The 14650-nt window shown below is 63.2% G+C and carries 19 protein-coding genes; 14 read left to right on the top strand and 5 right to left on the bottom strand.

Annotated features, from left to right (window positions below; genetic code table 11):
* Positions 1–86: 86 nt before the first annotated feature.
* The 5 genes from argJ to AB4136_RS21380 all read left to right on the top strand — a co-directional run bounded on the left by argJ (position 87) and on the right by AB4136_RS21380 (position 3209).
* Entirely contained in the window at positions 87–1328 is a 1242-nt protein-coding gene (gene argJ, locus AB4136_RS21400) for a bifunctional glutamate N-acetyltransferase/amino-acid acetyltransferase ArgJ (protein ID WP_024922666.1), read from the top strand.
* On the top strand, positions 1309–2106 hold the full coding sequence (locus tag AB4136_RS21395; RefSeq protein WP_024922665.1) for a GNAT family N-acetyltransferase: 798 nt from the start codon (positions 1309–1311) through the stop codon (positions 2104–2106). Before argJ ends, AB4136_RS21395 begins: the two co-directional genes overlap by 20 nt.
* Positions 2103–2525, top strand: coding sequence for a (deoxy)nucleoside triphosphate pyrophosphohydrolase (locus AB4136_RS21390; protein ID WP_024922664.1), 423 nt, complete (start codon positions 2103–2105; stop codon positions 2523–2525). The genes AB4136_RS21395 and AB4136_RS21390 overlap by 4 nt, the downstream gene beginning before the upstream one ends.
* A gap of 95 nt (positions 2526–2620) precedes the next feature.
* Entirely contained in the window at positions 2621–2932 is a 312-nt protein-coding gene (locus AB4136_RS21385) for a hypothetical protein (RefSeq protein ID WP_024922663.1), read from the top strand.
* Between the two features lie 94 nt (positions 2933–3026).
* The gene (locus AB4136_RS21380; protein WP_024922662.1) at positions 3027–3209 is read left to right on the top strand and encodes a Flp family type IVb pilin; all 183 of its coding nucleotides are present in this window, start codon (positions 3027–3029) and stop codon (positions 3207–3209) included.
* A gap of 9 nt (positions 3210–3218) precedes the next feature.
* On the opposite strand, the gene AB4136_RS21375 is transcribed toward AB4136_RS21380, so the two are convergent.
* Positions 3219–4091 (bottom strand): methyltransferase domain-containing protein, encoded by an 873-nt coding sequence (locus AB4136_RS21375; protein ID WP_024922661.1) that lies wholly within the window; start codon positions 4089–4091, stop codon positions 3219–3221.
* A gap of 43 nt (positions 4092–4134) precedes the next feature.
* Here AB4136_RS21375 and AB4136_RS21370 point away from each other — a divergent pair, with 43 nt between their 5' ends.
* The 4 genes from AB4136_RS21370 to AB4136_RS21355 are packed head-to-tail and all read left to right on the top strand — an operon-like array spanning position 4135 to position 6541.
* Positions 4135–4920, top strand: a complete 786-nt coding sequence (locus tag AB4136_RS21370) for a ComF family protein (protein WP_024922660.1) — start codon at positions 4135–4137, stop codon at positions 4918–4920.
* Between the two features lie 29 nt (positions 4921–4949).
* Positions 4950–5219: a glutaredoxin 3 gene (gene grxC / locus AB4136_RS21365; RefSeq protein WP_024922659.1), complete on the top strand. Its 270-nt coding sequence runs from the start codon at positions 4950–4952 to the stop codon at positions 5217–5219.
* Between the two features lie 33 nt (positions 5220–5252).
* Positions 5253–6119, top strand: a complete 867-nt coding sequence (locus AB4136_RS21360) for a carbon-nitrogen hydrolase family protein (protein ID WP_024922658.1) — start codon at positions 5253–5255, stop codon at positions 6117–6119.
* Positions 6116–6541 carry a DUF1178 family protein gene (locus AB4136_RS21355; protein WP_024922657.1) on the top strand — a complete coding sequence of 142 codons (426 nt, stop codon included), beginning with the start codon at positions 6116–6118 and terminating at the stop codon, positions 6539–6541. The genes AB4136_RS21360 and AB4136_RS21355 overlap by 4 nt, the downstream gene beginning before the upstream one ends.
* Before the next feature lie 40 nt (positions 6542–6581).
* Here the strand turns inward: AB4136_RS21355 and AB4136_RS21350 are convergent, their stop codons facing one another.
* Positions 6582–7076 carry a MarR family winged helix-turn-helix transcriptional regulator gene (locus tag AB4136_RS21350; RefSeq protein ID WP_024922656.1) on the bottom strand — a complete coding sequence of 165 codons (495 nt, stop codon included), beginning with the start codon at positions 7074–7076 and terminating at the stop codon, positions 6582–6584.
* 99 nt (positions 7077–7175) lie between these two features.
* Between AB4136_RS21350 and AB4136_RS21345 the strand changes: the two genes are divergently transcribed.
* Positions 7176–7745 carry an NADPH-dependent FMN reductase gene (locus AB4136_RS21345; RefSeq protein WP_024922655.1) on the top strand — a complete coding sequence of 190 codons (570 nt, stop codon included), beginning with the start codon at positions 7176–7178 and terminating at the stop codon, positions 7743–7745.
* Between the two features lie 61 nt (positions 7746–7806).
* Positions 7807–8697, top strand: a complete 891-nt coding sequence (locus tag AB4136_RS21340) for a DMT family transporter (protein WP_024922654.1) — start codon at positions 7807–7809, stop codon at positions 8695–8697.
* 10 nt (positions 8698–8707) lie between these two features.
* Here the strand turns inward: AB4136_RS21340 and ubiG are convergent, their stop codons facing one another.
* The 3 genes from ubiG to AB4136_RS21325 all read right to left on the bottom strand — a co-directional run bounded on the left by ubiG (position 8708) and on the right by AB4136_RS21325 (position 10315).
* Positions 8708–9454 (bottom strand): bifunctional 2-polyprenyl-6-hydroxyphenol methylase/3-demethylubiquinol 3-O-methyltransferase UbiG, encoded by a 747-nt coding sequence (gene ubiG / locus AB4136_RS21335; RefSeq protein WP_024922653.1) that lies wholly within the window; start codon positions 9452–9454, stop codon positions 8708–8710.
* A 131-nt stretch (positions 9455–9585) separates the two neighbouring features.
* Positions 9586–9996 (bottom strand): SRPBCC family protein, encoded by a 411-nt coding sequence (locus tag AB4136_RS21330; RefSeq protein WP_024922652.1) that lies wholly within the window; start codon positions 9994–9996, stop codon positions 9586–9588.
* Positions 9968–10315: an ArsR/SmtB family transcription factor gene (locus AB4136_RS21325; protein WP_024922651.1), complete on the bottom strand. Its 348-nt coding sequence runs from the start codon at positions 10313–10315 to the stop codon at positions 9968–9970. The genes AB4136_RS21330 and AB4136_RS21325 overlap by 29 nt, the downstream gene beginning before the upstream one ends.
* Before the next feature lie 24 nt (positions 10316–10339).
* On the opposite strand from AB4136_RS21325, the gene AB4136_RS21320 reads away from it, so the two are divergent.
* The 3 genes from AB4136_RS21320 (at position 10340) to ptsP (ending at position 14639) form a co-directional block, all read left to right on the top strand.
* Positions 10340–10816, top strand: coding sequence for a VOC family protein (locus tag AB4136_RS21320; protein ID WP_244431344.1), 477 nt, complete (start codon positions 10340–10342; stop codon positions 10814–10816).
* A 200-nt stretch (positions 10817–11016) separates the two neighbouring features.
* Entirely contained in the window at positions 11017–12291 is a 1275-nt protein-coding gene (locus AB4136_RS21315) for an aspartate kinase (protein ID WP_024922649.1), read from the top strand.
* Positions 12292–12368: 77 nt separating this feature from the next.
* Positions 12369–14639, top strand: a complete 2271-nt coding sequence (gene ptsP / locus AB4136_RS21310; RefSeq protein WP_137901718.1) for a phosphoenolpyruvate--protein phosphotransferase — start codon at positions 12369–12371, stop codon at positions 14637–14639.
* Positions 14640–14650: the final 11 nt, after the last annotated feature.

The raw sequence follows: 14650 nt of genomic DNA, 5'->3' as shown, positions 1-14650 counted from the left end.
ACGAGGCGAAAACGCCTTGCGAAGCCTCGTGCTATCGGGCAAACGGTCCATGCTTTCACCGCTTGCCTGGGTCGCAGAGGTTTTTCATGTCCACAACCGTTTCCCCGCTCGCTCCGAAGAAATATCCCAAGATGCCGGCTGTCGAGGGCGTGCGCATCGCCACGGCCGAAGCGGGTATCAAATACAAGAACCGAACCGACCTCCTTGCGATGGTGTTCGATCCGGGCACTACCGTCGCCGGCGTGTTCACCCGCTCGAAATGCCCGTCGGCGCCGGTCGATCTGTGCCGGCAGAATCTCGGCCAGGGCAAGGCGCGCGTGCTGGTCGTCAATTCCGGCAACGCCAATGCCTTCACCGGCAAGAAGGGCCGGGAGACGACGTCGACGACGGCGCAGGCGGCAGCCAAGGCCGCTGGCTGCGCCTCCGACGAGATATTCCTGGCGTCCACCGGTGTCATCGGGGAGCCGCTCGACCCGGGCAAATACAGCCATCTCCTGGCCGGTATGGTCAAGGATGCCAGGCCCGACCAGTGGACCGAGGCGGCCAAGGCCATCATGACCACCGACACCTTCCCGAAGGTGGTGACGGCCACCGTCAAGCTGGGCGATACCGATGTGACGCTGAACGGCATCGCCAAGGGCGCCGGCATGATCGCGCCCGATATGGCGACCATGCTCTCCTTCGTTGCCACCGATGCGCCGATTGCGGCGCCGGTGTTGCAGGAACTTCTCTCAAAAGGCACGGCCAAGACCTTCAACGCCGTCACGGTCGACAGCGACACGTCGACAAGCGATACGCTGCTGCTTTTCGCGACCGGTGCGGCTGCCAAGCGCGGCGCGCCGGTGATCGCCGATGCCAAGGATACCCGCCTTGGCGTGTTCCGCCGCGCGCTCAACAAGATGCTGAAGCAATTGGCGCTGCAGGTGGTGCGCGACGGCGAAGGCGCCCGCAAGCAGATCGAGGTGACCGTGACCGGCGCCAAATCGGCACGTTCGGCCAAGCGCGTCGCGCTGTCGATCGCCAATTCGCCATTGGTCAAGACCGCGGTCGCGGGCGAGGATGCCAATTGGGGCCGGGTGGTGATGGCTGTCGGCAAGGCCGGCGAGCCGGCCGATCGCGACCGTCTGTCGATCTGGTTCGGTGACAATCGTCTCGCCGTCGATGGTGAGCGCGACCCTGCCTATTCGGAACAGGCGACGTCGACCTATATGAAGCGGGACAGCATCGTCATTCGTGCCGATCTCGGCATTGGCCGTGGCAAGGCCACCGTCTGGACGTGCGATCTCACCAAGGAATATGTCGCGATCAATGGCGACTATCGGAGCTAGCCGTTTGAATCCGATACATCCTGCGACGGTTCTGGCCAAGGTGCGCCGCTATGAGGCGGCGGGCTTTCGTGCCTGGCCGGCGGCGGCCGTGCATTACGATGGAACCTGGGTGGTGCGGCTGACGGCAGGCCATCCGGCGAAGCGGCTCAATTCCATCAATCCGCTCGATCCCGGCGACGTTCATCACCTGGCAGAGCGTATCGCGCGCGCCGGCCGTCGTTTCGAAGCCTATGGCCGGCCGCTCACCTTCCGCATGTCGCCGCTCGCCGGTGCCGCGCTTTCGCGCCATCTCGACGCCGAAGGGTGGTCGCGTTTCGACGAATCCATGGTCATGCGCATGCCGCTGACCAAGGCCTCGGTCGAAAACGTCATCGATCAGATTCCGCTGAAGGACATCGGCCGTTTCGTATCCGCGGCGCTCAAGGTACACGATGCGGATCCGCTGTTGAGGCCCGGCCTGTCGGAGATCATTGGCGCAATCCAGCCGGAGGCGGGGCTGTTCGCCTCGGAACGCGGCGACGAAGCCCTGGCAACGCTGATCTGTGTGCATGACGGCGATCTGGCCGGGCTGTTCGATATCGCCACAGACAAGTCTGTCCGGCGTCAGGGCCACGGCCGCCAACTGATCCTGTCGGCGCTCAAATGGGCCCGCTTGCGCGGCGCGCGCGAAGCCTGGCTGCAGGTCGAGGCCGACAACGCGCCGGCGCTGTCGCTCTATGCGTCGTTGGGTTTTGAAGAAGTCTATCGCTATCACTATCGACGGTTGCCTTCCACATGAAGGCCGAACCGTCGAAAGGAAAACGTCTGCTTCTGGTCGTCGCTTGCGCGCTGGTCGACGCCGACGGTCGCGTGCTGATCGCGCAGCGTCCTGAAGGCAAGCAACTTGCCGGCATGTGGGAGTTTCCTGGCGGCAAGGTCGAGCCGGGCGAGACGCCGGAAGAATGTTTGGTGCGCGAGTTGCACGAGGAACTTGGCATCGAGACCAAGACGGCCTGCCTGGCGCCGCTGACCTTCGCCAGCCATAGCTACGACGACTTCCACCTGCTGATGCCGCTTTATGTCTGTCGGCGTTTCTGGGGTACGCCGGAGCCGAAGGAGGCGCAGGCACTGAAATGGGTGCGTCCACGCCAGATGCGTGACTATCCGATGCCACCGGCCGACGCGCCGTTGATCCCGTTCCTGATCGATCTGCTCTGACAGCTCCCGATTAGCGTTAACAGAAGATTTATCCAGTCGTGAAAGATTGAACGATGGCTGCGGCAAAACGATTGCCGTGCTTGGGGAGCCGTCGCATGAGCCTCGACCAGGATTGGGACAGCATACGGCCACGCCGACCGCTCGTGGCCGCGGGTGGCGGGCTTCTGCGGATCACGCTCCTGTTCGGATCGGCCGCCGTCGCGCTTTCGCTCCTCGGCGCTTCCTATCTCGACAGTCGCATCGAACAGCGTTTTGCCAGCGATTTTCCGCCGGCTGGGATCGACATGATGAGCACCGGTTCGATCGGCAAGCAGAACACCTACACCATCCGGCGCAGCGTGTTGCAGGCGACGCCGGATGCCGTCTGCATCATCCATCGCGACGGCAGCCTGACCGGCGCGTGCTAGGCGGCCAAACACAAATTCACCGGCCGTTAAGCCTGCCTCGTTAACCTTTGTAAATCAGTGAACGCTAAGGTTCTTTCGCAGGGGAAAGGCTACCATGGCATTGTTGCGGCGATTTCTGAGAAACGACACGGGGGCGACGGCCATCGAATATGCGCTGGTTGCCTCTCTGATGGCTGCCGCCATCATCCTGGGCTTCGGCAGTGCTGCTGATGCGCTGAAATACCTCTTCAGCGACAACAACAGCAAGCTTGTCCAGGCGCTGGGTAATGGTAACTGACCGGCTTATCTAGCTTTTATCGCCGTCTTCCAGGATCTTGGCCAGAGAGACAGCGGCCGAGCCGGGCCTGAGCGGCTTTTGCTGCGATGCGTCCGGCGCCCAACCCGACAGCCAAACGATGGAAAAACTTGCCCTGACGCGGCCGTCGCCGTCGGAAAACCGTTCGGCGTAAATTTCGGCGGCGCGCGCCAACATTGCCCGGCTTGCCGGTCGCCGGCTGCGGTCGACCAGGAAGTTCGTTTCCCCCATAGCCCTCAGATCCCGCATCAGGCCGAACGGCGTGTCATAACGCACCGTTATCGTCTCGATGTCTGTGACGGGCAAGGCGAGACCTGCCCGCTGCAGCAGCGCACCGGCGTCACGCACATCGGCGAACGGAATGACGCGCGGGCTGGCGCCGCCATGGAGTTCGGTTTCGGCGGCAAGCAGGCTTTCGCGCAATTCGGCCAGCGTCCCGGCACCGGCCATCGCGCCGAGGAAGAGCCCGTCCGGCTTCAGTGCGCGGCGGATCTGCGCCAGCATGCCGGGGATATCGTTCGTCGATTGCAACGCGAGCAGTGAAACCGCCAGATCGAGGCTGTCGGGCTCGAACGGCACGGTTTCGGCCGTGGCCACTATCCCTTCCTCGCCGGCTAGAAACGCGGGGTCCGCTTCGACGCGGACGATTTCGGCGACTTTGCCGCTTGCGGTGAGGGCGTGGGTTGCGTGTGCAGTCTGGCAGAACAGCGTCGCTCCGCGGGCGAACTGGCGTTCGACGGCGGCCAGCCGATCGGCAAGATCGTCGGCAATGCGCCGCATGAGGAAGTCGGCACCCGCGGTCGGTCGGGCGAGTGCCCGGCGTTTGTGTGTCAGCCAAAGAGCTGTATCGAACAAGGGCTGCAACGACGGGTCCTGCTTCTGCTATGCTGCGACTGCAGGCAATCACGTGGCCGATCCGATGGCTGATATCAAGGGCCTAACCCAAACGGCGTTGCAATGGCCGGCGCGGATCTTGTTTCCCCCGGTCTGCGCCGGTTGTCGACGCCACGTCTCGCAGCCAGGGGTTCTATGCGGCGATTGCTGGCCGAAGCTCAGGTTGCTCGAGCGGCCCTGGTGCCCGGTCATGGGCACGCCCTTCACGCACGACATGGGCGAGGGCTTTCTGTCCGCCGAGGCCATCGCCGATCCACCGCCCTTCGAGCGAGCCCGCGCGGCCGCCGCCTATTCGGGCGTTGCCAGGCAAATGGTGCAGGCGCTGAAATATCATGACCGGACCGACCTCGCACCATGGATGGCGCGCTGGATGATGCGGGCCGGCGCCGAACTGATAGCCGAGGCGGATGCCATCGTTCCGGTGCCGCTGCACTGGCGCCGCTTCTTTCGTCGCCAGTTCAACCAATCGGCCGAACTCGGTCGCGCCCTGGCTGCGCAGTCGGGCCGGCGTTTCGCGCCCCAGGCGGTGCGGCGCGTGAAGATGACACGCCAGCAGGTTGGCCTGGAGCGAAGCCAGCGCGAGGACAATGTACGGGCAGCCTTTCGCGTGCCGGCCGAGGCGGAAATCGATATAGCAGGGCGCCGCATGCTCGTGGTCGACGACGTCTATACGACCGGAGCGACTGCGCGCGCTGTCGCCAAGGCGCTGAAAAGAGGCGGTGCCGCCGCGGTCGACGTACTAACCTTCGCGCGGGTTCTGCCGGGGGACTTTCGGCCCGACGAGTCCGAGACTATATAGATTTCATGACAAGACAGGATTGTTGACCCATGGTCGACGTGACGATTTATACGCGCATGATGTGCGGCTATTGCGCGGCCGCCAAACGCCTGCTCGACAAGAAGGGCGTTGCCTATACCGAACATGATGCCTCGTTCTCGCCGGATCTGCGCCAGGAAATGATCCAGCGAGCCAACGGCCGTGCCACTTTCCCGCAGATTTTTGTGGGTGACGTGCATGTCGGCGGCTGCGATGATCTGCATGCGCTGGAAGCTGCCGGCCGGCTCGATGCCCTGATCGCCGGCACCGCGCCGCGCTGAGCGCTCGGAATTATCGAAAGCGAGGACGAGACCATGGGTGTTTTCAAGGCCGCCGCCATTCAGATGCGGTCGGGCACCAGCCCGGAACGTAACGCCGCCGACATGGAGCAGCTGGTTCGTGAGGCCGTGGCCATGGGCGCGAGCTATGTGCAGACCCCCGAGATGACCGGCGCGCTGGTGCGTGACAAGGACGCCAAGCGAACCGTTTTCACCAGCGAGGACAAGGACGTCGTCGTCGCCAAAGCGCGGCAGCTGGCGCGGGAACTCGGCATCCATTTTCACATCGGCTCGACCGCCATTCTGCGGGACGATGGCAAGCTCGCCAACCGCGCGCTGTTGATCGCTCCGGACGGAACGACGCTCGCTTCCTATGACAAGATCCACATGTTCGACGTCGATCTCGACAATGGCGAGAGCTGGCGCGAATCCGCCGCCTATGAGCCGGGAACCGATGCCGCCGTTGTCGATCTTGCTGGCCTGAAGCTCGGCTTCGCCATCTGCTACGACCTGCGCTTCCCGCAGCTTTTCCGCACCGAGGCGCTGGCTGGTGCCGCGGTCCTTTCGGTTCCGGCGGCCTTCACCCGTCAGACCGGCGAGGCGCATTGGCATGTGTTGCTGAGGGCACGAGCCATTGAGAACGGCGCCTTCGTCATAGCCGCCGCCCAGGGCGGGCTGCATGAGGATGGTCGCGAGACCTATGGCCATTCGCTGATCGTCGACCCTTGGGGCCGCATTCTGGCCGAGGCAGCCCATGACGAGCCCTCGGTGATCGTGGCCGAAATCGATCCGGCGCAATCTGTGGCCGCCCGCGCCAAGATACCCAATCTGAAGAATGCGCGCGAATTCTCGCTGCGTCGTTTCGATGGCGAACCGGCCTCGCTGAGGGGAGCCGCATCTTGATCCGCTTCTCGCTGATATGTGAGCGTGAGCATGATTTCGAAGGCTGGTTTCGCTCCAACGACGATTTCGACAAGCAGAAGAAGCGCGGTTTCGTCGAATGCCCGGTCTGCGGTTCGCACAGGGTGGAAAAGGCGCTGATGGCGCCCGCCGTGTCGACCAGCCGCAAGCAGGAAAAGATCGGGCTTGCCATGGGCGACCAGCAGCGCCAGGCGATGGCGCAACTGAAGGCGCTGGCCGACAAGATGCGCGAAAATTCCGACTATGTCGGCGACAAGTTCGCCGAGGAAGCGCGCAAGATCCATTTCGGTGAAGCCGACCCGCGCGGCATCTACGGCGAGGCGACGCTCGACGAGGCCAAGAGCCTGGCAGAGGACGGCGTCGAATTCTTGCCGATACCGGCATTCCCAGACGATCGCAACTGAACTGCTAGCCGACTCGCGGCCGGTAATTCCTGGTCGCTGTTCAGCCCTTTCCATCCAGTCCCCTGATCAGCTTTTCGAGCAGGCCGGCCAGCCGGTCCTGTTCTTCGCTCGTCAGCACGGAAAGGACCTGGTGTTCGTTTTCGACATGGGCGGTCACCGCCTCGTCGATCAATGTCCGGCCCTTTTCCGTCAGTTGCACGATGACGCCACGGCGATCCTGCGGGTGCGGACCGCGCGCGATCAATCCGGCCTTTTCCAGCCGGTCGAGCCGATTGGTCATGGCGCCCGACGTCACCATCGTCGCTTCGTAGAGTTCCGTCGGCGTCAGGGCAAAGGGCGCACCAGAACGCCGTAAGGTCGCCAGCACGTCGAATTCGCCGGATTGCAGGCCGAACCGGGCGAAGAGCGGGTTCAGCTTGTCGCGCGCGACAACGAAGGCCGCATAGCTGAGGCGGCCAAATACCGCCATCGGCCTGACGTCGAGATCCGGCCTCTCCTTTTGCCATTGCGCCACCGCGTTCGCTGCACGATCCATCTAGCTCACCGTAAAGTATCTTGACACTAAGATTCTTTCTATTAAATGATATGCCATCGATCAGCGGCCGCCAAGTGGCCTCGCGTGGAAGGATACAAAATGACCAAAGTGGCCGTACTCGTCGGCAGTCTGCGCCAGGAATCGTTCAGCCGTAAGGTGGCGAAGGCGTTGGCGGAGCTGACGCCATCTCTCGTTCTCGATTTCATTGATATCGGCGCGGTGTCCTATTTCAACGAGGACCTTGAGGCGAACCCGCCCGCCGACTGGCAGGCTCTCCGCCGTCGCGTTTCGTCTGCCGATGCCGTGCTTTTCGTCACCGCTGAATATGTGCGTTCGGTGCCCGGTGTGCTGAAGAACGCCATCGACATCTGCGCGCGGCCCTACGGGCAGGGCGTGCTGATCGGCAAGCCGGCAGCGGTGATCTCGACGTCGGTGGGTGCGGTCGGCGGTTTTGGCGCCAACCATCACCTCAGACAGTCGCTCGCCTCGCTGGACATGGCGGTGCTTGGTCAACCGGAAGCCTATATCGGCAATACCGGTGCACTGTTCGACGCCGACGGCGCCTTGGTGGACGAACGGACGCGCAAGTTCCTCGCCACCTTTGGCGAGACATTCGAAACATTCATCCAACGTCAGGCGGCTCGGACCGAGCAGAGGCGCGTTGCCTGAATTCGTAAAGGATACCGCAGTTATGTCATCGTTGGCTCAAGAGAATCGCGCGGGCGCTTCCATGAAATCGGTCTGGGATTCGGCCTTTGGCCTGCTGCTGATCACAGGCGCCCTGCTGGGCCTGACATTGCCTCTCGGCAAGCTGGCGACGGCCAATGCCGTGTCGCCGATGTTATGGGCATTCATGACCTCGTTCGGCATCGGCGGCGTGCTTTTGCTCGTCCTTTTCTACAGGCGCCACCGTCTGGTGATGACTGGCCACAAGCTGCGCTACTACGTCATTGCGGCGGCGATCTCCTTCGCCATCCCGAACTTCCTGATCTTCTCGGCCATTCCCCATCTCGGTGCCGGCTACACCGGCATCATGTTCACGCTTTCGCCCGTGGTGACGTTGACGCTGTCGATCCTGTTCGGCGTGCGTCGACCCAACCTGCTTGGTATCGCGGGCATCGTGGTTGGGTTTGCTGGCGCGCTGGTCGTGGCACTCACCCGGGGCGAGGCCGGTCAGCCGGCCGACCTGTTCTGGGTCCTTGTCGGCCTGCTCATTCCCGTCTTCCTCGCGGCTGGCAACATCTATCGTACCATCGACTGGCCGACAGGCACCGACGCGATCGAACTCGCCGTCGGCAGTCACCTCGCGGCCGCTGCGATGTTGTTTGGCGGCCTGCTCATTGGCGGGCAGGCGGGCTCGTTCGGTACGCTTGCCCATGTGCCGTGGCTGGTGCTGGCACAGGTCATCATCGGAGCGGCGATGTTTGCCTTCTACTTCCGCCTCCAGGCCGTCGGCGGGCCGGTCTATCTCAGCCAGATCGGATATGTCGGCGCGGCCATCGCGCTGATTTCGGGCACGCTGTTCCTCGGGGAGCACTATCAGTGGCTGACCTGGGCGGGCGCCGCCATCATCGTGATCGGCGTCTTCATCACCACCAGGGCGCAGCGGCAGAAGGCCTGAGCAATCCTGTTCAGGCGGCCTTTTCGGCGAGCACCATGTAGTTGACGTCCATGTCCTTGGAGCGCTGCCAGCGGTCGGCCAACGGGTTGTAGATGACACCGGAGCGGTCGGTGACGGCAAGGCCGGCACCGGTCAGCGCGCGCTCCAGTTCTTCCGGCCGTACCAGCTTGCCGAATTTGTGGGTACCGCGCGGCAGCCAGCGCAGCACATATTCGGCGCCGATAATGGCCAGCCCCAGCGCCTTCAGGGTGCGGTTGATGGTGGCGACGAACATGATGCCGCCGGGTTTCACCATCTCGCCGCACTTGCCGACGAACAGGTCGATGTCGGCGACATGCTCGACCACTTCCATGTTGAGCACGACGTCGAATTTCTCGCCGGCGGCGGCCAGATCCTCGGCCGTGGTGGCGCGATAGTCGACGGTGACCCCGGCTTCGGCCGCATGAAGCTTTGCCACTTCGATGTTGGTGCTGGAAGCGTCGGCGCCGACGACCTCGGCGCCCAGACGGGCCATCGGTTCGCACAACAGACCGCCGCCGCAGCCGATGTCGAGAATGCGCAAGCCTTCGAAGGGCTGCGCCGCACGGGGGTCGCGGCCGAAACGAGTGGCGATCTGGTCGCGAATATAGGCCAACCGTACCGGGTTGAACTTGTGCAGCGGACGGAACTTTCCGTTCGGGTTCCACCATTCGGCTGCAAGGGCTGAAAAGCGCTCGACTTCTCCGGCGTCGATGGTCGACCGTCGGGGTTCTGGCATGGCTTTGTCTCCTTCGGGGAGAAGGAAGTCAGCAGATGAGCGACGAATGTCAAGGCGGGTTTTCTGCGCGCGTCACTACGGCACGGTATCGCACTGCGGCGAAGCCCTTGTTTTCCAAAAGTTCTGCCTGGTCAAAGCGTCTCGGCAAGCGTCCGCAAATTTCCCGTGTATTCCTCCCAGCCGGCACCGAGCAGACGCAGCGTCGTCGCGGGTACTTGCCCATTGTGGGTCAACACCAGCCGCACGAAGCCCACGTGCTGCTGTAGCGAGAAGACGACGCGGCCGGCCGGCGCCTTGTCAGCGCAGTCGAACGACCAGGCCATGTGGGTCGGCGCCACGATTTCCAGCACCTCGACTTCGGTCCAGCCGCGCCAGCCTGGTACGGCTTCGCCGCTGATGCGAAAACGATGGCCGACGAGCGGTTTGAAATCGACGGCAAAGAACCATTGCGCGATGAGCTTCGGGTCGGTGAGGCAGGCCCACACCGTAGCAAGCGAAGCGCGGATATCGCGCTCAAATATCAGATCGATCGGCTTCAGCATCGAGTTTCTGCGCCAGTTCGGTTAGCCCATCGAGCTTGTCGCTCCAGAAGGTCGAGAGCTGCGCGACCCAGTCGGTAACTGTTGCCAGGGGCGCAGGGTTCAGCCGGTAGAGGCGCTGGCGTCCAGCCACGCGCCGTCGCACCAGGCCGGCGCGGTCCAAGACCTGCAGATGCAGCGAGACATTGGCCAGTGTCGCATCGACTTCAGCGGTCAGTTCCGCAACCGACCGCTCCCTGTTTCCCATACGCTCAAGCAGGCGCCGTCGCGTCGGGTCGGCAATGGCAGCGAACACATTGCCCCTGGTTGAAGCTCTTGCCATTCAGGTTCTCATTCAAGTATATACTTGAACTTCAATCTGCATCGGCGGTTGACCATCGTCAAGCCGTCGCTCGCTGCTAGGATGCACGAAGAAGAACGTCGGGAGATTGAAATGACCGCGTTGAACGGGATAGTCCCTTGCTTGACCATCGACGGTGCCAAGAAGGCGATCGAATTCTACAAAAAGGCGTTCGGTGCCGAAGAAGTAAGCCGCAAGGAGGCCGAAGACGGCAAGCGGCTGATGCATGCACACATCCGCATCAATGGTTCGGATGTCATGATGTGGGACCTTTTCCCGGAGTTTGGCATGTCGGCCGACAAGCCACATGGCGTGACGGTTCATCTGGCAGTGGATGACGCCGACACATGGTGGGAACGCGCAGTCGCCGCCGGTGCCATCGTTACCATGCCGCTGGAGAATGCATTCTGGGGCAGTCGGTATGGCCAGTTCCGCGACCCATTCGGCCACAGCTGGTCGATTGGCGGCCCTCTGAAGGCATAGCCAGGCTTCGGCGGAAGGCTTCCGCAGCGCTGGCGGCCGAGACGCAAGACAATTGCGCCATGCTGCCACATCGGTAGCGTGTGCCTTGCGAAGACCTCGTGTTTTGGCTAAGGAGGCCGCGCATTTTTGCGTCTCGGCCAGCCGGGGCTTTCCTGTCCATCTTCGGCCACCTGGCCAGCATTCAAAGGCATTCCGCTTCCATGGCGCGCATCGTGATGAAGTTCGGCGGGACCTCCGTCGCCGACCTCGACCGCATCCACAATGTGGCGCGTCACGTCAAACGCGAGGTCGAGGCAGGCCATGAAGTAGCGGTGGTGGTTTCGGCGATGTCGGGCAAGACCAACGAACTCGTTGGTTGGGTGCAAGGCATGCCGAAGGTGACAGGCGCCAACAGCCCGTTCTTCGATGCGCGCGAATACGACGCGATCGTTGCTTCCGGCGAGCAGGTGACGTCGGGCCTTTTGGCGATCGCGCTGCAGTCGATGGGCATCAATGCGCGCTCCTGGCAAGGTTGGCAGATCCCGATCAAGACGGACGGCGCGCATGGCGCTGCCCGCATCCTGGATATCGACGGCTCGTTCCTGGTCCAGCGTTTCAAGGAAGGCCAGGTCGCGGTGATCGCCGGCTTCCAGGGCATCGCACCCGACAATCGCCTTTCGACACTGGGCCGCGGCGGCTCCGACACCAGCGCGGTGGCGATCGCTGCCGCGGTCAAGGCAGACCGCTGCGATATCTACACCGATGTCGACGGGGTCTACACCACAGACCCGCGCATCGAACCCAAGGCCAGGCGACTGGATCGCATCTCCTTCGAGGAAATGCTGGAGATGGCGTCGCTCGGCTCGAAGGTTCTCCAGGTGCGCTCGGTGGAGCTTGCCATGGTACACAAGGTGCGCACCTTCGTGCGATCGTCCTTCGACGATCCGGATGCGCCCGGTATGGGCGATTTTCTCAATCCGCCCGGAACGCTGATATGCGAAGAGGATGAAATCGTGGAACAAGAGGTCGTCACCGGTATCGCCTACGCCAAGGATGAGGCGCAGATATCGCTGCGCCGCGTCGCCGACCGACCGGGCGTGGCTGGCGGCATCTTCGGGCCGCTGGCCGAGGCCAACATCAATGTCGACATGATCGTCCAGAACATCTCGGAGGACGGCAAGTCCACCGACATGACCTTCACCGTGCCGTCCGGCGATGTCGCCAAGGCCCTGGCGGTGCTCGACAAGGTCAAGCAGACCGTCGGCTTCGACGCCCTTCAGCACGATGAGGGCATGTCCAAGGTTTCCGTCATTGGCATCGGCATGAGGAGCCACGCCGGCGTCGCGGCGACGGCTTTCAAGGCACTTGCCGAAAAAAGCATCAATATTCGCGCGATCACTACTTCCGAGATCAAGATTTCGATCCTGATCGACGGTCCCTACACGGAACTGGCTGTTCGCACTTTGCATTCCGTCTACGGTCTCGATAAGCAGTAGGAGACCCGAGTCGGTTTTGCGTTGGGCCGGTGCGACGGGAACCGCACCGGCCCCGTCGCCTTTGGAGAGAAGCCGTGATGCGTGAGACGGCCGTTGGCCCGCGCGTTTTGTTGAAACGGCTCCGCGAGCTCATGCAGGAGCCGCTGGAGCCGCAGGAGCGGCTTGACCGCATCGTGCGCGACATCGCCTCCAACATGGTCGCGGAAGTGTGTTCGCTCTACGTGTTGCGCGCCGATTCCGTACTGGAGCTCTACGCCACCGAAGGTCTCAACAAGAACGCGGTTCACTTGGCGCAGCTGCGCCTTGGTCAGGGTCTCGTCGGCACCATCGCCGCCAGCGCGCGACCGCTCAATCTTTCCAACGCGCAGGAACATCCCGCCTTCGCCTATCTGCCGGAGACGGGCGAGGAGATTTATCACGCCTTCCTCGGTGTGCCGGTGCTGCGGGCCGGGCGCACCCTCGGCGTGCTGGTCGTGCAGAACCGCACCAAGCGCGTCTATCGCGAGGACGAGGTCGAGGCGCTGGAAACCACGGCGATGGTGATCGCCGAGATGGTCGCCACGGGCGACCTCGCCAGGCTGTCGCGGCCTGGCATGGAGCTCGATCTCAGTCGGCCAGTCTCTTTTACCGGCGTGTCCTTCAACGACGGCGTCGGGCTCGGCCATGTCGTGCTGCACGAGCCGCGCATCGTCGTCACCAACCTGTTCAACGAGGACAGCGAGGAAGAAATCCGCCGGCTGGAGGAATCGCTCGGTTCGCTCAGGCTTTCGATCGACGACATGCTGGAGCGGCGCGACGTCGCCTTCGAGGGCGAGCACCGCGAGGTTCTGGAAGCCTATCGCATGTTTGCCAATGACCGCGGCTGGGTGCGGCGGCTGGAGGAGGCGATCCGCAACGGCCTGACCGCGGAAGCGGCGGTCGAAAAAGTGCAGTCGGACATGCGCGCCCGCATGATCCACATGACCGATCCTTATCTGCGCGAGCGGATGAGCGATTTTGACGACCTCGCCAACCGGCTGCTACGCCAGCTGATGGGGCGCGGTCCGGAAGACATCGCTGCCTCTCTGCCCAAGGATGCCATCATCGTAGCCCGTTCCATGGGCGCCGCCGAATTGCTCGACTATCCGCGCGACAAGATGCGCGGACTGGTGCTTGAGGAAGGGGCGGCGACCAGCCACGTCGTCATCGTGGCGCGTGCGATGGGCATTCCGGTCGCCGGCCAGGTCAAGGGCGCCGTCTCGATGTCGGAAAACGGCGATCCAATCATCGTCGACGGCGAAGAAGGTGCGATTCACCTGAGGCCGCAGGCCGATCTCGAGGCAGCCTATGCCGAGAAGGTGCGCTTTCGCGCGCGCCGGCAGGAACTCTATCGCGAGCTGCGCAAGAAGCCTTCCGAGACCAAGGATGGCGTCACGATCGACCTGCTGATGAATGCGGGCCTTGCGGTCGACCTGCCGCAGTTGGTGGAATCGGGCGCTGCAGGCATCGGCCTGTTCCGGACCGAGCTGCAATTCATGGTGGCCGCCACCTTCCCGCGCGCCGAGGCGCAGGAAAAGCTTTATCGCGATGTGCTGGAGGCGGCGCGCGGCAAGCCGGTTACCTTCCGCACCATCGATATCGGCGGCGACAAGGTGTTGCCCTACTTCAAGAACGCCACGCTGGAAGAGAATCCGGCGCTCGGCTGGCGTGCGATCCGCCTGACTCTCGACCGGCCAGGGCTGCTGCGGACGCAGATCCGCGCGCTGCTCAAGGCAGCCGGCGGACGCGAGTTGAAGGTTATGCTGCCGATGGTGACAGAGCTCGGCGAGATTGCGCAGGCGCGCGAGATCATCGAGCGCGAGGTGCGGCATCTGTCGCGGTTCGCCCATCATTTGCCGACCAGCCTCAAGCTGGGCGCCATGCTGGAGGTGCCGTCGTTGCTGTTCCAGCTCGACGAGCTGATGAAGGTGGTGGATTTCGTTTCCGTCGGTTCCAACGACCTGTTCCAGTTCGTGATGGCGGTGGACCGTGGCAATACCCAGCTCGCCGACCGCTTCGACCCGGTGTCGGTGCCGTTCCTGCGTGTCCTCAAGCAAATCGCCGATGCCGGCCATCGCAACGACACACCGGTGACGTTGTGTGGCGAACTTGCCGGCAAGCCGATCTCGGCGATGGCGCTGATCGGCCTCGGTTTCCGCTCCATCTCGATGTCGCCGGCGGCGATCGGCCCGGTCAAGGCGATGCTGACCGACCTGCCGCTGGAAGAGCTGGAAGCCTTCTTCGCCGATAATCTCAGCCAGCCCGCCACCGGCATGCCGATCCGCGCGCTGCTGCAGGCCTTCGCGGACGACCGCGGCATTCCTTTGTAAGAAACCTTCGA

This window comes from Mesorhizobium sp. 2RAF21 (assembly GCF_052115345.1).
GTDB classification, from domain to species: Bacteria; Pseudomonadota; Alphaproteobacteria; order Rhizobiales; family Rhizobiaceae; genus Mesorhizobium; species Mesorhizobium terrae.
Note: the sequence above shows the minus strand (reverse complement) of the source record. Positions and strands in the feature narration are given on the sequence as shown.